Annotated in this window: 16 protein-coding genes, 7 tRNA genes and 1 other annotated feature; all 23 genes read left to right on the plus strand. The window is 45.6% G+C overall.

The features are described from left to right. Positions 1-115 precede the first annotated feature (115 nt). The 23 genes from ACTRDR_RS10990 (at position 116) to ACTRDR_RS11100 (ending at position 16,316) form a co-directional block, all read left to right on the plus strand. Positions 116-189 (plus strand) — tRNA-Asp (locus ACTRDR_RS10990). Between the two features lie 23 nt (positions 190-212). Next, positions 213-285, plus strand: a tRNA-Val gene (locus tag ACTRDR_RS10995). 33 nt (positions 286-318) lie between these two features. Continuing rightward, positions 319-391: transfer RNA gene (locus tag ACTRDR_RS11000), tRNA-Thr, on the plus strand. 21 nt (positions 392-412) lie between these two features. Continuing rightward, positions 413-494 (plus strand) — tRNA-Tyr (locus ACTRDR_RS11005). Positions 495-550: 56 nt separating this feature from the next. After that, positions 551-624 (plus strand) — tRNA-Met (locus tag ACTRDR_RS11010). A gap of 32 nt (positions 625-656) precedes the next feature. Beyond that, positions 657-729 (plus strand) — tRNA-Phe (locus ACTRDR_RS11015). Between the two features lie 25 nt (positions 730-754). Beyond that, a tRNA-Lys gene (locus ACTRDR_RS11020) sits at positions 755-827 on the plus strand. Between the two features lie 151 nt (positions 828-978). After that, a complete protein-coding gene (locus ACTRDR_RS11025) occupies positions 979-1,677 on the plus strand; it encodes an AzlC family ABC transporter permease (RefSeq protein WP_440527534.1) in 699 nt (232 codons plus the stop codon). Then, positions 1,653-1,973 carry an AzlD domain-containing protein gene (locus ACTRDR_RS11030; RefSeq protein ID WP_176864801.1) on the plus strand — a complete coding sequence of 107 codons (321 nt, stop codon included), beginning with the start codon at positions 1,653-1,655 and terminating at the stop codon, positions 1,971-1,973. The genes ACTRDR_RS11025 and ACTRDR_RS11030 overlap by 25 nt, the downstream gene beginning before the upstream one ends. 107 nt (positions 1,974-2,080) lie before the next feature. Then, positions 2,081-3,667, plus strand: coding sequence for a peptidoglycan binding domain-containing protein (locus ACTRDR_RS11035; RefSeq protein ID WP_440527536.1), 1,587 nt, complete (start codon positions 2,081-2,083; stop codon positions 3,665-3,667). A gap of 41 nt (positions 3,668-3,708) precedes the next feature. Further along, positions 3,709-4,275, plus strand: a complete 567-nt coding sequence (locus ACTRDR_RS11040) for an HD domain-containing protein (RefSeq protein ID WP_176864797.1) — start codon at positions 3,709-3,711, stop codon at positions 4,273-4,275. A 34-nt stretch (positions 4,276-4,309) separates the two neighbouring features. Next, positions 4,310-5,743, plus strand: coding sequence for an aminotransferase class I/II-fold pyridoxal phosphate-dependent enzyme (locus ACTRDR_RS11045; RefSeq protein ID WP_440527538.1), 1,434 nt, complete (start codon positions 4,310-4,312; stop codon positions 5,741-5,743). A gap of 28 nt (positions 5,744-5,771) precedes the next feature. Further along, on the plus strand, positions 5,772-7,193 hold the full coding sequence (gene pyk, locus ACTRDR_RS11050) for a pyruvate kinase (protein ID WP_022153112.1): 1,422 nt from the start codon (positions 5,772-5,774) through the stop codon (positions 7,191-7,193). Between the two features lie 73 nt (positions 7,194-7,266). Further along, entirely contained in the window at positions 7,267-7,866 is a 600-nt protein-coding gene (locus tag ACTRDR_RS11055) for a guanylate kinase (RefSeq protein WP_440527540.1), read from the plus strand. A 104-nt stretch (positions 7,867-7,970) separates the two neighbouring features. Then, positions 7,971-8,411, plus strand: a complete 441-nt coding sequence (locus ACTRDR_RS11060) for a YaaR family protein (RefSeq protein WP_440527542.1) — start codon at positions 7,971-7,973, stop codon at positions 8,409-8,411. Between the two features lie 104 nt (positions 8,412-8,515). Beyond that, the gene (locus ACTRDR_RS11065) at positions 8,516-9,508 is read left to right on the plus strand and encodes a DNA polymerase III subunit (protein WP_440527544.1); all 993 of its coding nucleotides are present in this window, start codon (positions 8,516-8,518) and stop codon (positions 9,506-9,508) included. An 88-nt stretch (positions 9,509-9,596) separates the two neighbouring features. Continuing rightward, positions 9,597-9,794 carry a hypothetical protein gene (locus ACTRDR_RS11070; protein WP_440527545.1) on the plus strand — a complete coding sequence of 66 codons (198 nt, stop codon included), beginning with the start codon at positions 9,597-9,599 and terminating at the stop codon, positions 9,792-9,794. 125 nt (positions 9,795-9,919) lie between these two features. Further along, the gene (locus ACTRDR_RS11075; protein ID WP_440527547.1) at positions 9,920-10,180 is read left to right on the plus strand and encodes a hypothetical protein; all 261 of its coding nucleotides are present in this window, start codon (positions 9,920-9,922) and stop codon (positions 10,178-10,180) included. Positions 10,181-10,217: 37 nt separating this feature from the next. After that, positions 10,218-10,691: a nucleotidyltransferase domain-containing protein gene (locus ACTRDR_RS11080; RefSeq protein ID WP_440527549.1), complete on the plus strand. Its 474-nt coding sequence runs from the start codon at positions 10,218-10,220 to the stop codon at positions 10,689-10,691. Next, the gene (locus tag ACTRDR_RS11085) at positions 10,684-11,016 is read left to right on the plus strand and encodes a HepT-like ribonuclease domain-containing protein (RefSeq protein ID WP_178631384.1); all 333 of its coding nucleotides are present in this window, start codon (positions 10,684-10,686) and stop codon (positions 11,014-11,016) included. The genes ACTRDR_RS11080 and ACTRDR_RS11085 overlap by 8 nt, the downstream gene beginning before the upstream one ends. Positions 11,017-11,063: 47 nt before the next feature. After that, positions 11,064-11,335, plus strand: a binding site (T-box leader). A 94-nt stretch (positions 11,336-11,429) separates the two neighbouring features. Beyond that, positions 11,430-12,473, plus strand: coding sequence for a phenylalanine--tRNA ligase subunit alpha (locus ACTRDR_RS11090; RefSeq protein WP_347559370.1), 1,044 nt, complete (start codon positions 11,430-11,432; stop codon positions 12,471-12,473). 90 nt (positions 12,474-12,563) lie between these two features. Further along, positions 12,564-14,984, plus strand: coding sequence for a phenylalanine--tRNA ligase subunit beta (gene pheT, locus ACTRDR_RS11095; protein WP_440527551.1), 2,421 nt, complete (start codon positions 12,564-12,566; stop codon positions 14,982-14,984). A gap of 342 nt (positions 14,985-15,326) precedes the next feature. Then, positions 15,327-16,316, plus strand: a complete 990-nt coding sequence (locus ACTRDR_RS11100; RefSeq protein ID WP_440527553.1) for a dipeptidase — start codon at positions 15,327-15,329, stop codon at positions 16,314-16,316. Positions 16,317-16,451: the final 135 nt, after the last annotated feature.

Here is a 16,451-nt window from a genome sequence, read left to right on the forward strand (position 1 = left end):
TAATCGGTCGAGGGCTTGACCAAAGGTTTTGGATAGGAAAAAGGATGTAAGTTAGAATATAAAGATTAGGTTTCAGTGTTCGGTTTTGAAGGTACAAATTGTTATCTTCAAGAATGGCCCAGTGGCTCAGTTGGTTAGAGCGTCGCCCTGTCACGGCGAAGGTCGTCGGTTCGAGTCCGATCTGGGTCGTTAAAGGATTGTTTAATCCTTGTGGGGTCTTAGCTCAGCTGGGAGAGCATCTGCCTTACAAGCAGAGGGTCATAGGTTCGAGCCCTATAGGCCCCATTTATTGTGAAAACGGTTTTATTTAAGTGATACGCCGATGTGGCTCAATTGGCAGAGCAGCTGATTTGTAATCAGCAGGTTATCGGTTCGAGTCCGATCATCGGCTTTATGGAATACAATTCCATATGGATGGATTCCCGAGTGGCCAAAGGGGACAGACTGTAAATCTGCTGCAAATTGCTTCGGTGGTTCGAATCCACCTCCATCCATTTTCTTTTTCGAGAATATTTTCGAAGAAGAGAACATATCATATACAACATAATATCGCGGGGTGGAGCAGTCTGGAAGCTCGTCGGGCTCATAACCCGAAGGTCATAGGTTCAAATCCTGTCCCCGCTACTAAGATCTGAGTGTAAATTCAGATCTAAAATGCCCAGATAGCTCAGTTGGTAGAGCAGAGGACTGAAAATCCTCGTGTCACTGGTTCGATTCCGGTTCTGGGCATTTGTAATATTCAAAAATAATTTATGGGATACTAGCTCAGTCGGTAGAGCACTTGACTTTTAATCAAGTTGTCGGGGGTTCGAATCCCCCGTGTCTCATTGAGTAAGATCAATATACTGTATGTATATTGATCTTTTTTAATGCCTATTGCAAAAATAGAACCTTTATCAGCCTATTGTCTGACGAATCATGGTATGCTAAAATAATTCGTCGAGAACAATGAAATTGCGAAAGAGACTGGATTTACTAATGGAAAACAAGATAAAAGAATTGCGTTATGCAATTGTGCAGTCCGTTCCGGTGATGTTGGGATATATTTTCCTTGGATTTGCCTTTGGATTAATGCTAAATGATGCTGGATATGGATTCTGGTGGGCCTTTTTTATCAGCCTGTTTGTATATGCGGGAAGCATGCAATTTGTCTTGGTTACGTTACTTACAGCCGGAGCAAGCCTGTGGTATACGCTGATCATGACCCTGTTTGTTAATGGCAGACACATGTTTTACGGACTTTCTTTTGTGGAGAAATTTAAAAAAATGGGTGCAACTTACCCCTATATGATCTTCTCACTTACAGATGAGACATTTTCCTTATTATGTGATCTGAAAGTTCCGGAGGGAATGTGTGAAAAGCGAGTCAGCTTTTACATATCTCTGTTGGATCAGTGTTATTGGATTCTGGGAAGTTGTGTGGGAGCCCTGGCAGGAAGTATGCTGCCGATCAATACGACGGGAATTGATTTTTCCATGACAGCTTTATTTACGGTCATCGTAGTCAATCAGTGGATGGATACGAAGGAACATGAACCGGCAGTCATCGGTGGCGCTGTCGGAATATTTTGTCTGATTTTATTGGGGGCGGATGCCTTTTTACTGCCGGCACTGACGATTACGGCGATTATTTTATTAGGAGTTAAGAAAAAATGTTACATTCCATCGGAATCATAGCAGTTGCAGCTATTGTTACTTTATTCATACGGGCAATTCCCTTCGTACTGTTCGGAGGGAAGAGAGAAGTTCCGGTGACCGTGACCTACCTGGGAAAAGTACTTCCGCCGGCAATTATGGTCATTCTCGTTGTATACTGTGTAAAAGGTATTAATCTTATGGTCGGGAATCATGGCATTCCGGAACTGTTATCCATTGCAGTGGTTGCAAGCCTTCATATTTGGAAGAGAAACACTTTACTTAGTATAGCGGTAGGAACTGTACTTTATATGATATTAGTGCAAGTAGTATTCTAAATCAGTGTGAAAGGGCAATTTTTCGCTCTTTTCACACTATTTTTTTATAAAATTAAATGCTATAATGAGCGCAATAGGAATAATATGAGGGAGAAACGTAAGATAAAATGGAAAACGAAAACAAAGATGTAACCGAAGAAACAAAGAAGGAAAATAAAGAGGAAATAAAAGAAATAACAAAGGAAGAAACAAAAGAAACAAAAGAAACAAAAGAAACAACAAAAGAAGCGATAAAAGAAGAAACAAAACCGGAAGTAAAAGAAGAAACTAAAGAAGAGACCAACGACAAACCGAAAAAAAGTAAGAAAGGTCTCTGGATCGGACTTGGAATCTTAGTAGTACTCCTGCTAGCTTACGGAGTTGTAGCTTTTTACTATCACTCCCATTTCCTGTATCAGACATCAGTAAACGATACGGATTGCAGTAATCTGACAGCAGTCGAAGTGGCAGCGATCATGGATAGCCAGTCCCAGCAGTACAGCCTGCAGATATTCGGAAGAGATGAGAATGGCGTACAGGAAGAGATCGGAACGGTGACAGCACCGGAGATCGGAATGAACTGGGTGGACACTCAGGGAGCAGCACAGGAGCTTTTGAACATACAGAATGAATTCCTGTGGATCGAGATGCTGTGGAGCACACAGAATTATGATATGGTCCAGGGAGTAGCCTACGATGCAGATAAATTGCAGGAACAACTGGCCCAGATGCCTGCTTTACAGAAGAAAAATATGATTCAGCCGGAAGATGCCTATATCAGTGAGTATTCCGAAAAAACGAAGAGCTATGAGATTGTTCCGGAGACACTGGGATCGACACTGGATATGAACCAGGTAGAGGATGTGATATCCGCAGCGATTATGGCGGGAGATACTTCGGTAGATCTGGAAGAGCAGGGATGTTATGCGACCGCAAAGGTAACGGCAGAGGACACCGCACTGGTAAAAGCCTGCGATACCATGAATAAGTGGGTCAGCGCGCAGATTACCTATGACTGGAACGGCAATAAGGTCGTTGTAGACGGAGATGCAATTCACGAATGGATCCAGGCGGATGACAAGGATCCGCAATTGGATGAGAAAGCTATTGCCGAGTTTGTATCGGAGCAGGCAAAAGAGTACGATACTTATGGAAAAAAGAGAAAATTTACCACAGTACAGGGCATTGAACTGAACCTGCCAAGCGGTGCATACGGCTGGAAGACAGACCGTGAGGAAGAGATCAAAGCATTGATAAAAGCCATTCAAAACGGTGAGACTGTGGATAAGGAACCGGTATACATCAGCAAAGGTGCCCAAAAAGGAAGCAATGATATCGGGAATTCTTATGTCGAGATCGATCTGACGAATCAGCATCTGTATCTGTTCAAGGATGGAGATATTGTTCTGGAGACAGATTTTGTATCCGGCAATATGAGTAAAGCTGACTGCGTGACACCGCCCGGAGTATTCGGCCTGACCTATAAGACCAGAAATGCAATATTGCGTGGTGCGAATTATGAAACACCGGTTAATTACTGGATGCCGTTTAACGGTAATATTGGCATGCATGATGCAACATGGCGGAGAGCTTTCGGAGGAACCATTTATCTGACATCCGGTTCTCACGGTTGTATCAATCTGCCTTTACACATGGCAGCATCTATCTATGAGTATGTATCCACCGGCTTCCCGGTAGTATGCTATTATTACTAATTCTTTACTGAAGAGGGGAAAATTGGAAGGAAGGCGACCCTATGAAACAACGTTCGGCAAAGAAAATAAGAAAATGGAAAGAAAAATTTGAGAGAGAACGTGAACTTAGACAGGAAATCCGGGCTGCAGCACCGGATATTCTGCGTTCTAAGAACTTCAGATCTACCAGGTCTCATGTGCAGCATGGAAATATGACCGTGAATGATCACAGTATGAACGTGGCAAAATACAGTCTTGCCATCAGTGAGAAACTGCATATTCCCTGTGAGAAGAAAGAGCTGATCCGCGGAGCATTACTGCATGATTATTTCCTGTACGACTGGCATACGCAGGATTATGTCAGCCCACATAAGCTTCATGGATTCTATCATCCCGGCAGAGCACTTAAGAATGCGCAGCAGGAATATCAGCTGACACCCAGAGAGAGAGACATTATAAAAAAGCATATGTGGCCCTTGACAATTTCGGCGATGCCTATGTGCAGAGAGGCATGGATCGTTACTATGGCAGATAAATGGTGCTCTCTCATGGAGACTTTTCATGTACATAAGGGTCACGGAGCGTTGATCGAGAAGCTTCGGGAGACGAGAGAAGAACAGAAAAAATAAACGGGGAAGGATTCCCCGGACGGGAGAATAATAAGTGGGCGAGCTGTACCGGAGACTGAAGGCATATAGCGAAACGGATGAATACCCCTATCATATGCCGGGACATAAGAGGCAGGTCTGTGGTGAATTACCGCAGGAGATCATGAATATAGATATCACGGAGATTGATGGATTTGATAATCTGCATGCCCCGGAAGAGATCCTGCTAAGATTACAGGAAGAAGCTGCCAGACTGTATGGTGCGGAGGAAAGTTTTTATCTGGTAAACGGCAGTACCTGCGGTGTGTTGGCGGCTATCAGCGCAGCGGTTCCGAAGGGCGGACGGCTCCTTATGACCAGAGGCGGGCATAAGTCAGCGTATCATGCAGCATACCTGAGAAATTTAACAATATCTTATCTGTATCCGGAAATGATGCAGGAGTATGATATTTATGATGCGATAACTCCGGAACAGATCGCGGAAGCACTGGCGAAGGAACCCGTTCCGGATGCAGTATTTCTGGTGTCACCGACGTATGAAGGCAGAATTGCGGATATAGAGAAGATAGCGCAGATCGTACATAGCAGGGGGATTCCTCTGATCGTGGATGAAGCGCACGGAGCGCATCTGGGACTGGCAGAAGGACTTGCAAAGAACAGCTGTCAGTGCGGAGCGGATCTGGTCATTCACAGTGTGCATAAGACTTTGCCGGCACTTACTCAGAGTGCGTTGCTCCATGTGAACGGCAATCGGATCGACAGAGACCGCCTGCGCAGATTTTTGCATATTTACCAGTCCAGCAGCCCATCCTATGTATTGATGGCAGGAATTGACAATGCACTGCAGGTAGTAAAGGAGCAGGGAGGCTATCTGTTTGCAAAATTCCAGATAAATTATCTGAGGATGCTGACAGAACTGTCAGAATGCAGAAATTTAAGCTTTTTACCGCTGGATGCCAGACAGGATATCGGAAAACTGATCATAGTATCTGCAAAGGCAGGTTTGTCAGGACAGCAGATTTATGATATTCTATTAAAGAAATATCATCTGCAGCTGGAGATGGCAGCACCGGGATATTGTCTTGCGATGTTCACCATAGGAGACGGGGAAGAAGCGTATCGGAGAATGACAGATGCGCTGCTTGCAATCGACTGCGATATCACTGCGGGAAAATGGCAGAGCAGACAGAAGCAGGACGGTAGCGAAGAGGAGGAAATCTCTCTCTATCAGCTGCATCCTGAAGTGCGGATGTCCATTGCCCAGGCTTGGGATGCCGAAAAAGAAGAAATTCTGTTGTCACAGGCAGCGGGAAGAACCGCAGGAGATTTTGTGAATCTGTATCCACCCGGGATTCCTGTGCTGGTACCGGGAGAGCAGATCGAGGAGACGCATTGCAGACAGCTTGCGGAATACCTGAAAGAAGACCTGAATGTTCAGGGAGTGATAAAAGATGCCGGGTATCGCATTACCGTAGTAAAAAATGAATAATTTTAACAGCAGAAAGGATTTAGCTTGTATGAGAAAAACCAAAATTATCTGTACCATCGGTCCCGCCAGTGAGAGTGAGGAGAAATTAAGAGAGTTAATGCTTGCCGGAATGAATGTGGCACGATTCAACTTTTCCCACGGAAGCCATAAGGAGCAGCTGGTAAAATACAACAGAGTACTGAAAGTACGTAAGGAACTGGGATTGCCGGTAGCAACTCTGTTAGATACCAAGGGACCTGAGATCCGTCTGAGAGATTTTGAAGGCGGTAAGGTAGAGCTGGTATCCGGACAGCAGTTCATTCTGACCACGGAAGAAATTATGGGAACCGCCCAGAAAGCTACGATTTCCTATAAGAATCTGAAAAACGATATCAAAGTCGGTACAACGATCCTCATTGATGACGGTCTGATCGAGATGACGGTAGAAGAGATCAGAGGTGAAGAGATCGTCTGCAGAGTAATCAACGGTGGTTTTGTATCCAACCATAAGGGCGTGAATGTGCCCGGAGCAATTCTGTCCATGCCGTATATCAGTGAGGTGGATCTGGCAGATATTGTGTTTGGTGTAGAGCACGGATTTGACTTTATCGCAGCGTCCTTTGTCAGAACCAAGGAAGATATTCAGGAAGTGCGCAAGATCGTAGAGGACAGAGGCAGCAAGATCAAGATTATTGCCAAGATTGAGAACATGCAGGGTATCCAGAATCTGGAAGAGATCATTAACGTGGCAGACGGTATCATGGTAGCACGTGGTGACATGGGTGTCGAAATCCCTCTGGAAGAAGTACCTATTCTGCAGAAGAAGATGATCAAGATGGCAGTGGCACAGGGCAAGCATGTAATCACTGCGACCCAGATGCTGGAATCCATGATCAAGAATCCCCGTCCTACCAGAGCTGAGGCAACGGATATTGCAAATGCCATTTATGATGGAACGACAGCCATCATGCTGTCCGGCGAGAGTGCAGCCGGTCTGTACCCCGTAGAGGCAGTTAAGACCATGAGCCGTATCGCAGAGAGAGCGGAGCAGGATATTGACTACCGCGGAAGAATGCAGAAAGTTAAGGAAGACAGACAGGAAACTCCCGATATTACTACGGCAATCTCCTATGCGACCTGCAGTGTGGCTTCCGATCTGAATGCAGCAGCCATCATCACCGTAACCATGTCCGGATTTACCGCGAATATGATCGCACGTTATAAGCCCGGATGCCAGATCATCGGCTGTACATTGGATGAGAAGGTATACCGCCAGTTAAATCTGCTGTGGGGTGTAAAACCTGTCATGATCCAGAAGGAGCGGACCACGGATGCTCTGTTCGAGGAAGCGGTATTCAAGGCAAAGCAGGCAGGTCTGGTGAAGACCGGTGACACAGTTGTCATTACCGCAGGTGTACCCCTGGGTGTGGTAGGTAAGACCGATATGATCCATGTGGTAGAAGTGGAATAAAGGATCGTGTTATCAATCTATCATAAAAAGGTATGCAAATGCCATGAGAATAAAACAACGGAAATGAGAGAGTATGGGAAAAATAGTATATCTCATGGGGAAAAGTTCCTCCGGAAAAGACACCATATTTAAAGAACTGATGAAAGAGGGCACGATGGATCTGAGGACCATCGTGCCTTATACGACACGACCGATCCGTGCAGGAGAAGAGAACGGTGTGGAATATTTTTTCACGGATGAAGCCGGTTTTCAGGCATTGAAGAATCAGGGGAAAGTCATTGAAGACAGAGCGTATGATACGGTCTATGGCATCTGGCGGTATTTTACAGTGGATGACGGACAGATCGATCTGGCAGAACAGAACTATCTCATGATCGGAACGCTGGAAGCTTATACTAAAATGATTGCTTATTTTGGTGAGGAGGCGATTCTGCCGGTTTATATCGAGCTGGATGATGGCGTGCGCTTACAGCGGGCACTGGACAGGGAACTTGGACAGGAGAAACCGAAATATGAGGAAATGTGCCGGAGATTCCTGGCGGACAGTGCAGATTTTTCGGAAGAAAAGCTGGCGGCAGCAGGCATCCGGGACAGATTCGAGAATACAGATCTGACGAAATGTCTGAAAGCTATTACAAAACACTTAAAAGAAGCCGGTATATCGCCGAAATAATGTTAGAAAACGGACAATAACAGAGAAGAAATTCCACCGTATGGAACCTGTAGGCAGGACGACAGGGAATATCAGATGGGATTAAGAAGAAAAGAGGTGGGCGTATGGAAATGAGAGTCAATCAGATACAGCAGCCGGCTCCGGTGGAGCAGGTACAGAACACCACGCCCACGGATGGCAGCTTCAAGTTCATGCTGGCGAGCCATGTGGAAGAAGCAGAACTGCAGGAGAGACTGACGAACCTCATGGCGGAGATCACGACAGAGGGAGAAAAACTGGCGAAGAAACGGGATGTGAAGGATATGCGGCATTACCGTGGACTGGTCAAGGAATTTCTCAATGAAGTAGTGACGAGATCGCATTCTTTTTCCAGGGAAAATTTTCTGGACCGACGAGGACGGCACCGGGTATACGGCATTATCCGGCTGGTGGATGAGAACCTGGATCAGCTGGCACAGGAATTGATGAAGGATGAAAAAGACAATCTGGCGATCCTGAATAAGATCGGAGAGATCCGGGGATTGTTATTGGATATTTTTACTTGATCATGTAAAATTTTATTTGCGCTAAAGGATAGAAGGAAGTACGATAGAAGCAGATCATAAGCAGTGTACAGACATAGCATAAGATACGGACAGGGGGAATACTATTGGCAACATTTCATGACATCATCGGTCAGGAACAGATCAAGGAGCATTTACAGAACGCCATTTCGGCGAGGAAGATTTCCCATGCATATATTATTAACGGCGAAAAATCTTCCGGCAAGGAATTTATTGCCAGAGTATTCGCCATGACATTACAGTGTGAAAAAGGCGGCACGGAGCCCTGTCAGGAATGTCATTCCTGTAAGCAGGCGTTGTCGGACAATCAGCCGGATATTATCTATGTCAGCCATGAGAAGCCGAATACCATCAGCGTAGACGATATTCGTGCGCAGATCAACAATGATATCGCCATCAAGCCATACAGCAGTCCCTATAAGATCTATATTATGAACGAGGCAGAGAAGATGACGCCCCAGGCGCAGAATGCAATCCTGAAAACGCTGGAGGAGCCGCCCGAGTATGCAGTGATCATGCTGTTGACTTCTAACGTGAATTCTCTGCTGCCGACGATCCTCAGCCGTTGTGTGGTACTGAACATGAAGCCGGTAGCCGATGAACTGGTGCGTAATTATCTCATGCATCAGTTGCAGGTGCCGGATTATAAAGCGGAGGTCTGTGTGGCATTTGCCAGAGGTAATATCGGCAAGGCGAAATCCCTGGCGTCCAGTGAGGACTTCGATAACATTAAGAATGAAGCATTGTCATTGTTAAAATATATCCAGGATATGGACCTGAGCGAGATCACCGCAGCAATCAAGAAGATCACGGAATATAAGCTGCAGATCAATGATTACCTGGATCTCATCGCGATCTGGTACCGGGATGTGCTCCTGTTCAAAGCGACCAGTGATGTGAACCATCTCGTATTCCGGGAGGAGATCAGTGCCATCCGCCGTGTGGCACAGCGCAGCAGTTATGAGGGAATCGAGGAAGTCATCGAAGCCCTGGACAAGGCGAAGAGACGATTAGATGCCAATGTCAATTTTGACCTGACCATGGAACTTTTGATGCTGGAGATCAAGGAGAACGGATAAGACAGAAATTTCCTTATCCCATTCGTTATATATAACAGAAGCAATTCACAATATAACCGAATGACAAGGAGGAAGGAATTATGGCTTATTGGAACGACAGTGTAACGGAAAACCCGAAACCGGTGAGTATGATGCAAAGATCGATGTTTACCCCAATCATATTGAGGATTATTCCTCGGAAAACAGTTACTGGGATAAGCATGACCATTATCATACGGACAGTTCGGGGAACAGATCAGAAGTACATGGTATGGAAGGAAGAAACTGGGATACCAGGCAAAATTAACTGTTGAAAGGGATCTGACAGAAATGTCAGATCCTTTTTTGACGTCTTTTCCGAAAAATATCCCACAGATTCGTTATATATCATAGAAAATGAAAGAAGACAAGGACGGAAGGTATTGTGAACTTGTGGGTTGGCTTATCCCCGGAGATGCAACAGATTCCAGAGGAATCCGGCGGAGTGGATATGATATTTATGTCTGGAAACCGGAATATGCGGGATGGGCGCGGGTTGGGTTTACAGACGGCATCCCCACAGTGGGGGCAGCCTATGTTCTTCTGATGCGGGAGGATGAAATTTTCTGGGGGAAAATAGGATGGCTAATGCATGAAAATGAACCAATAGGAGTATACTATAATGCAAGAATTGCATCTGCTATATTGACATAGTGCAATTCTTGCATTATTCTGTATATAGAGGTGCAAAATGAGCAAACTAAAAAGTCTGAGAATTGAAAAAAAGCTTACACAACAACAAGTGGCAGATTTGATGGGGATTTCCCTGCGATCTTATAAATCGTACGAAAATGATGAAGAGAAAATAGGAACCTTGAAATATAATTATATCTTTGAAAAGTTGGCGGAAATAAATCCGATCGACGAAAATCATGGGATAGTAGATGTAGATTATATCAGACAGAAATGTCAAAGTGTGTTTGAAGGATATGAAATAGAATTCTGCTATCTGTTTGGGTCCTATGCAAAAGGCAAGGCAACACCTGAGAGTGATGTAGATCTGCTAATTTCAACGGGGGTAAGCGGATTGAAATTTTACGGCTTAGTGGAAGAGATAAGGGCAGCATTGCATAAAAAAGTGGATGTTCTCAATATGGAACAATTGATGGATAATCCGGAACTGACAAAAGAGATCTTAAAAGATGGGATAAAGATATATGGATAATATTAAAACTGACAACTATTATATCCAGAAGATCCAACAGGATCTGGAATTTATAGTCAAACATATGAAAAATGTGGATATAGAAGAACTAAATGCAAATGAAATCTTATTGGATTCTATGTTGTTTCGTATGATACAAATATCTGAAAATTCCAGAAAACTGACGGAGGAATATAAACAGAAAAGAAGGATGATTCCATGGAATGCAATGTACGGAATGAGAAATCGAATCGTACATGATTATGGTAATGTAGATTTGAAGGTAGTTTATGAAACATTGAAAAATGATATTCCGGATCTATTGGAAATGGTGATGGCACAATAAACTAAAAGACCTTGACATTTCCGCTATTTCGGTATTATCATATCAAGGTAAAGGCAATGAACGTGCACAGTAAGATTCTATTTTCCTGACAGAGAGGGAAGCCCACCGGCTGAAAAGCTTCCTGAGGTTCAAGCAGAATCGAAATTCCCACGCGAGCCGCATACCGGAAGAATTCGAGAGCAGAGAGCATGAATTTGGTAGGGTATGACGTTTCCTCACTCGTTACGTGAGTTAAGAGTCTTATCGTGAATGTAAAAATAATTTTCATTTTTCACATAAGGAATTTGGGTGGTACCGCGGATATAAATTCGTCCCAATGGGGTGAATTTGTATGCGCGGTTTTCTTGTATATAAATTTCCCCAGGCACAAGTAAAAATACGTGTGAAGCATTCACACAGAAATGAGGAGTAAGATGGCAGATTTAAACGAATTGAATGAAAAAGTCGAACAGATCAAAGCCGACATCCGGGAACAGCTGGAGAAGATCGAGAACACCAAAGGCGTCTACGAGTACAAAAAAACCATTCTCGACAAGAACGGTATTATCGGCGGACTGATGAAGCAGATGGGTTCCGTGCCCAAGGAAGAGAAGGCTGACTTCGGTAAGAAGGTCAACGAACTGAAGAACTGGGCAAGCGAGCATTTCGATGAGCTGAACACGAAGTTAAAAGAAAAAGAGATGGAGCTGCGCTACGAGAGTGAGAAGATCGATATCTCCATGCCGGCAAAGAGCCGCAAGACCGGTAATCTGCATCCCGTAACCCAGGTGCGTAACCAGTTGATCGATATCTTCGCGTCCATGGGCTTCAGCGTATATGAAGGTACCGAGATCGAGACCGATTATTACAACTTTACCGCACTGAATACCCCGCAGGATCACCCCGCAAGAGACATGCAGGATACCTTCTACCTGTCTCCGGAATTCCTGCTTAGAACCCAGACCTCCGCAGGTCAGGTTCACGTGATGGAGAATCAGAAGCCTCCCATTAAGATCTTAAGCCCCGGTAAAGTATTCCGTTCCGATGATGATGCGACCCATTCTCCGATGTTTACCCAGATGGAAGGTCTCGTAGTGGACAAGACCATCACTCTGTGTGACCTGAAGGGTATGCTGGAAGTACTGGTACAGAAGATCTTCGGTGAAGGTACCACCACGAGACTGCGTCCTTCTTACTTCCCGTTCACCGAGCCTTCCGTAGAGGTTGATGTCAGCTGCTTCGCCTGCGGTGGCTGCGGCTGCCGTCTGTGCAAGGGTACCGGCTGGATCGAAGTACTGGGTGCAGGTATTGTAAATAAGAAAGTGCTGGAGAACTGCGGCATTGACTCCGAGGAGTACAGCGGACTGGCATTCGGTATCGGTATTGAGCGTCTGGCAATGTTAAAGTACGGTATTAACAATATCAAACTGTTATATCAATCTGATATGCGTGTACTGGATCAGATCAATGATGACTAAGATCACAGGAATATGATTTTAAAACAGTAACGATGCAAGGAACATTACGAGAGGATGTCGCACAAGACGGCATCGAAGGAGGTAAAAGATATGTTAGTACCACTTAGTTGGTTAAAAGAATATGTGGATATAGATGTAGAAGCCAAAGAACTGGAAGAGAAGCTGTTCTCCTGCGGTTTTGAGGTAGAGGAATCCTATGAAGTAGGTAAGGACATCAGCGGCGTGGTAGTCGGACTGGTAGAAGAGTGTGAGCCCATCCCTGAGACCCACTTACATGTATGTAAGGTAAATGTAGGCGGCGCAGAGCCCCTGCAGATCTGCTGTGGTGCGGACAACGTACATGCAGGCGGCAAATACCCCGTAGCACTGGAAGGTGCGCAGGTATACGCTACCGCAAAAGATCATGTGACCATCGAAGGCACCATGAAGATCAAAAAAGGCAAGCTGCGCGGCTATGAGTCCTGCGGTATGCTGTGTTCCGGTACCGAGCTGGGACTGACTGAGGATCTGTACCCCGGTGCAGGCTACAACGGACTGCTGGTACTGCCGGAGGATGCCGAGATCGGTGCAGATGTAAAGCCTCTGTTACAGTTGGATGACTGGATCTTTGACATTGCCATTACCGCCAACAGACCGGACTGCGAGAGCATCTTCGGTATTGCCAGAGAAGTAGCAGCGATCCTGAACAAACCCGTGAAGACTCCGGCACTGGATTACACCGAGAGCGGCGTTACCAAGGACGGTTTCACCGTAACTGTGGATGCTCCGGATCTGTGCCCCAGATATATCGCACACTATGTAACTGATGTGAAAATCGGCGGATCCCCCGCATGGATGAAGAGACGTCTGGCACTGGTAGGCATCGGATCTATCTCCAACGTGGTAGATATCACGAACTACATCTTAAAAGAGCTGGGTCAGCCTATGCACGCATTTGACTCTTCTTACATTGAAGGCAATGCCATTCATGTAAGACGTGCCCATGACAAAGAGAAGATTGTGACTTTGGATGAAAAAGAGTTTGAATTAAACGAAAACAACCTCGTTATCTGCGATGGCGTAAAGCCCGTAGCTTTAGCAGGTATCATGGGCGGTTTAAATTCCGAGATCCGCGATACGACAGAGGCTGTTATCTTCGAGTCCGCAAAATTTGCAAGAGACAATATCCGTAAGAGCTCCAGAGCACTGGGACAGTCTTCCGATTCCTCCCAGAGATATGCCAAGGGCGTGGATGAGTATGCTACCGTTATGGCAAGCAAGAGAGCACTGCATCTGATCGAGGAGCTGGGTTGTGGTAAAGTATCCTCTACCCACGTAGAGGCAAACACCGGCAACTCCATCGAGCCTACCGAGATGAAGGCAAGCATCAAGAAGGTAAACGGCGTACTGGGTATTGAAGTACCTACCGCTGACATCGAGAGAATCTTAAAGTCCCTGAATTTCCAGCCTGTCATTAACGGCGACGAGCTGACCATTCAGGTACCTGCATACCGTGAAGATATGGAATCCTATCCCGATATCGCAGAGGAAGTCATCCGTATGTACGGTTACGACCATGTAACCCCGACTTTTCTCGCGGCAGCAGCCGTAACCAGCGGTGGTATGAATACGAAGCAGAAGACCGAGCTTAAGATCAAGAGAGCACTGTGTGCACAGGGCGCATTTGAGGGCGTACATTACTCCTTCTTCTCTCCTTCCGATCTGAACCTGTTAGGCCTGCCCGAGGATGCACCGGAGAGACATGCGATCCGTCTGATCAACCCGATCAACGAGGATCTGTCCCTGATGCGTACCACTCTGGCTCCCCAGATGATCCACGCGATCGGCCGTAACCAGAAGAACGGCTGCCTGGAAGGCAGAGTATACGAGATCGGCAATAAATTCATCCCTAAGGATCTGCCTCTGACCGAGTATCCCGATGAGAGAGAGACTATCTGCATCGGTATCTGGGGTAAGGAAGAGAATTTCTTCACTCTGAAAGGTCTGGTAGACACGGTAGCAGAGACGCTGTTCATTGATTTCGAATATGTAGAGGACAAAAAGACCTTCCTGCATCCTTATCGTACCGCAAAGATCCTGTACAACGGCGAAGAGATCGGCTACTTAGGTCAGCTGACCTACGAGATCCAGAAGGAAGAAGATATGCGTGAATCCGCATACATCGCAGAGATCGATCTGAAAGCCCTGCGTCCCGTATACGGCAAGGTTCCCACCTTTGCGCCTATCTCCAAGTTCGCGAAGGAGACCAGAGACCTGGCACTGGTAATGAACAAATCCGTTACCTGCGGCGAGGTAGAGAAGGCAATCGCAGAAGCCAGCAGCTTTGTAGAGTCCGTGGAACTCTTCGATGTCTACGAGGGATTACAGGTAGGTCCTGAGAAGAAGTCCATGGCATTCACTGTAACCTTTGCTCCGAAGGAGGAAGAATTCACCACAGAGGCAGTGGATGGCTATGTGAAGAAGATCCTGAAGAACCTCAACAACAAACTGGGTGTGGAACTCAGATCTTAACATAATAACTATTCAGAGCCATAAAATATAAAAAAAACTCTCCGAAGAAAGCCTTCACTTAGGGATTTTAAGAAAAAAAGTTCTTGAGTGACGTCTTCAAGCGGTGACAAAAGAAATAACGACCATACAAGGGTAAGAATGCTCCTGTGTGGTTGTTTTCTTATGCTCAAGTGCCAAAAGGGTATGAGAGGTTATTCTATGCGGCACTGGAAGAATTCGGACTGTAAAGAGGTGTCATAACCGGCGTGAAGCCCGGAGCCTGATTATGTCATTACGGTTGTGGATGAAGCATATACTGAATTTGCGCAGGGAGCTCTATCTGAATAGGAGGAGGCAGCTTAGATGTACCAGTTAATTGATCTACACTGTGATACGATACCTAATATGTACTCGGATTTCAGGGAAGGGAAGGAGACTTCCCTTCTTTCCAATTCCGGAAGAATCGATTTGAACCGGATGAGAGAAGGGGGATATATTTGCCAGTGCTTTTCCCTTTTTACCCATCTGGGAGCATTGAAGAAAAGAGGCGAGTCACCATTTACACATGTATTGGGGCTTGCAGATTTCTGGAAAGCACAGATAGCGGAATATCCGGATATCATAGGACAGGTGACAACAGTAGAGAGTATGGAAGAGAACGCCAGGATGGGGAAGCTATCAGCTATGATGACAGTGGAAGAGGGCGGAGTGTATGAAGGAAAACTGGAAAACCTGTATGCACTATATGACAAAGGCGTCAGAATGTCTACCCTGACATGGAACTTTGCAAATGAACTGGGGTATCCCAATCCGGCAATCGCACCGGGAAGTCCCCGAATCCCGGACATGGTCAATGGACTTACGGATACCGGGAAAAGCTTTGTGGAGGAAATGGAGAGAATCGGCATTCTTATTGATGTTTCCCATTTAAATGATGCCGGCATACGGGACATTTTTGAGCTTACGCATGGCCCTGTGATCGCAAGTCACTCCAACGCACGTACACTCTGCTCACATCTGCGGAATCTCTCGGATACTAATATCAGAATGATCGGAGAGCGGGGCGGTGTTATCGGTATCAACTATTTCGTAGGATTTCTTGAGGATGGTGGAAAGATCGGGCGGATTGAAAAAATGGTGGAGCACATGCAATATATTAAAAACCTGGCAGGAATCGATGCAATAGCACTGGGAAGTGACTTCGATGGCTTCGGAGAGCCTTGTGAGCTGTCCGGCGCAGAAAAAATGCAGCAGCTTACCGCAGAGATGGAACGACAGGGTTTTTCTTCTGCGGAAATCGATAAGGTATTTTCCTTAAATGCTTTAAGGGTATTTCGGTCTGTGCTGTCCTAAGAAAACTTATGTATCATAAGACGCTAATATTAGAGTAGTCATTTTAGAAAAGATATGATAAAATAGCAGTTGCAGGCGCATTTTGCGCAGGCAGCTGTTGTTTTAATTTATTATAAGTGAAGATGCCATGGGCAT

This window comes from Simiaoa sp., assembly GCF_051972595.1.
Taxonomy (GTDB): domain Bacteria; phylum Bacillota; class Clostridia; order Lachnospirales; family Lachnospiraceae; genus Acetatifactor; species Acetatifactor hominis.

Excerpts from the sequence above, each read along its gene's own strand:
- ACTRDR_RS11025 (WP_440527534.1), top strand. The coding sequence starts at position 979 with ATGGAAAACAAGATAAAAGAATTGCGTTATGCAATTGTGCAGTCCGTT.
- ACTRDR_RS11030 (WP_176864801.1), top strand. The coding sequence starts at position 1,653 with ATGTTACATTCCATCGGAATCATAGCAGTTGCAGCTATTGTTACTTTA.
- ACTRDR_RS11035 (WP_440527536.1), top strand. The coding sequence starts at position 2,081 with ATGGAAAACGAAAACAAAGATGTAACCGAAGAAACAAAGAAGGAAAAT.
- ACTRDR_RS11040 (WP_176864797.1), top strand. The coding sequence starts at position 3,709 with ATGAAACAACGTTCGGCAAAGAAAATAAGAAAATGGAAAGAAAAATTT.
- pyk (WP_022153112.1), top strand. The coding sequence starts at position 5,772 with ATGAGAAAAACCAAAATTATCTGTACCATCGGTCCCGCCAGTGAGAGT.
- ACTRDR_RS11055 (WP_440527540.1), top strand. The coding sequence starts at position 7,267 with ATGGGAAAAATAGTATATCTCATGGGGAAAAGTTCCTCCGGAAAAGAC.
- ACTRDR_RS11060 (WP_440527542.1), top strand. The coding sequence starts at position 7,971 with ATGGAAATGAGAGTCAATCAGATACAGCAGCCGGCTCCGGTGGAGCAG.
- ACTRDR_RS11080 (WP_440527549.1), top strand. The coding sequence starts at position 10,218 with ATGAGCAAACTAAAAAGTCTGAGAATTGAAAAAAAGCTTACACAACAA.
- ACTRDR_RS11085 (WP_178631384.1), top strand. The coding sequence starts at position 10,684 with ATGGATAATATTAAAACTGACAACTATTATATCCAGAAGATCCAACAG.
- ACTRDR_RS11090 (WP_347559370.1), top strand. The coding sequence starts at position 11,430 with ATGGCAGATTTAAACGAATTGAATGAAAAAGTCGAACAGATCAAAGCC.
- pheT (WP_440527551.1), top strand. The coding sequence starts at position 12,564 with ATGTTAGTACCACTTAGTTGGTTAAAAGAATATGTGGATATAGATGTA.
- ACTRDR_RS11100 (WP_440527553.1), top strand. The coding sequence starts at position 15,327 with ATGTACCAGTTAATTGATCTACACTGTGATACGATACCTAATATGTAC.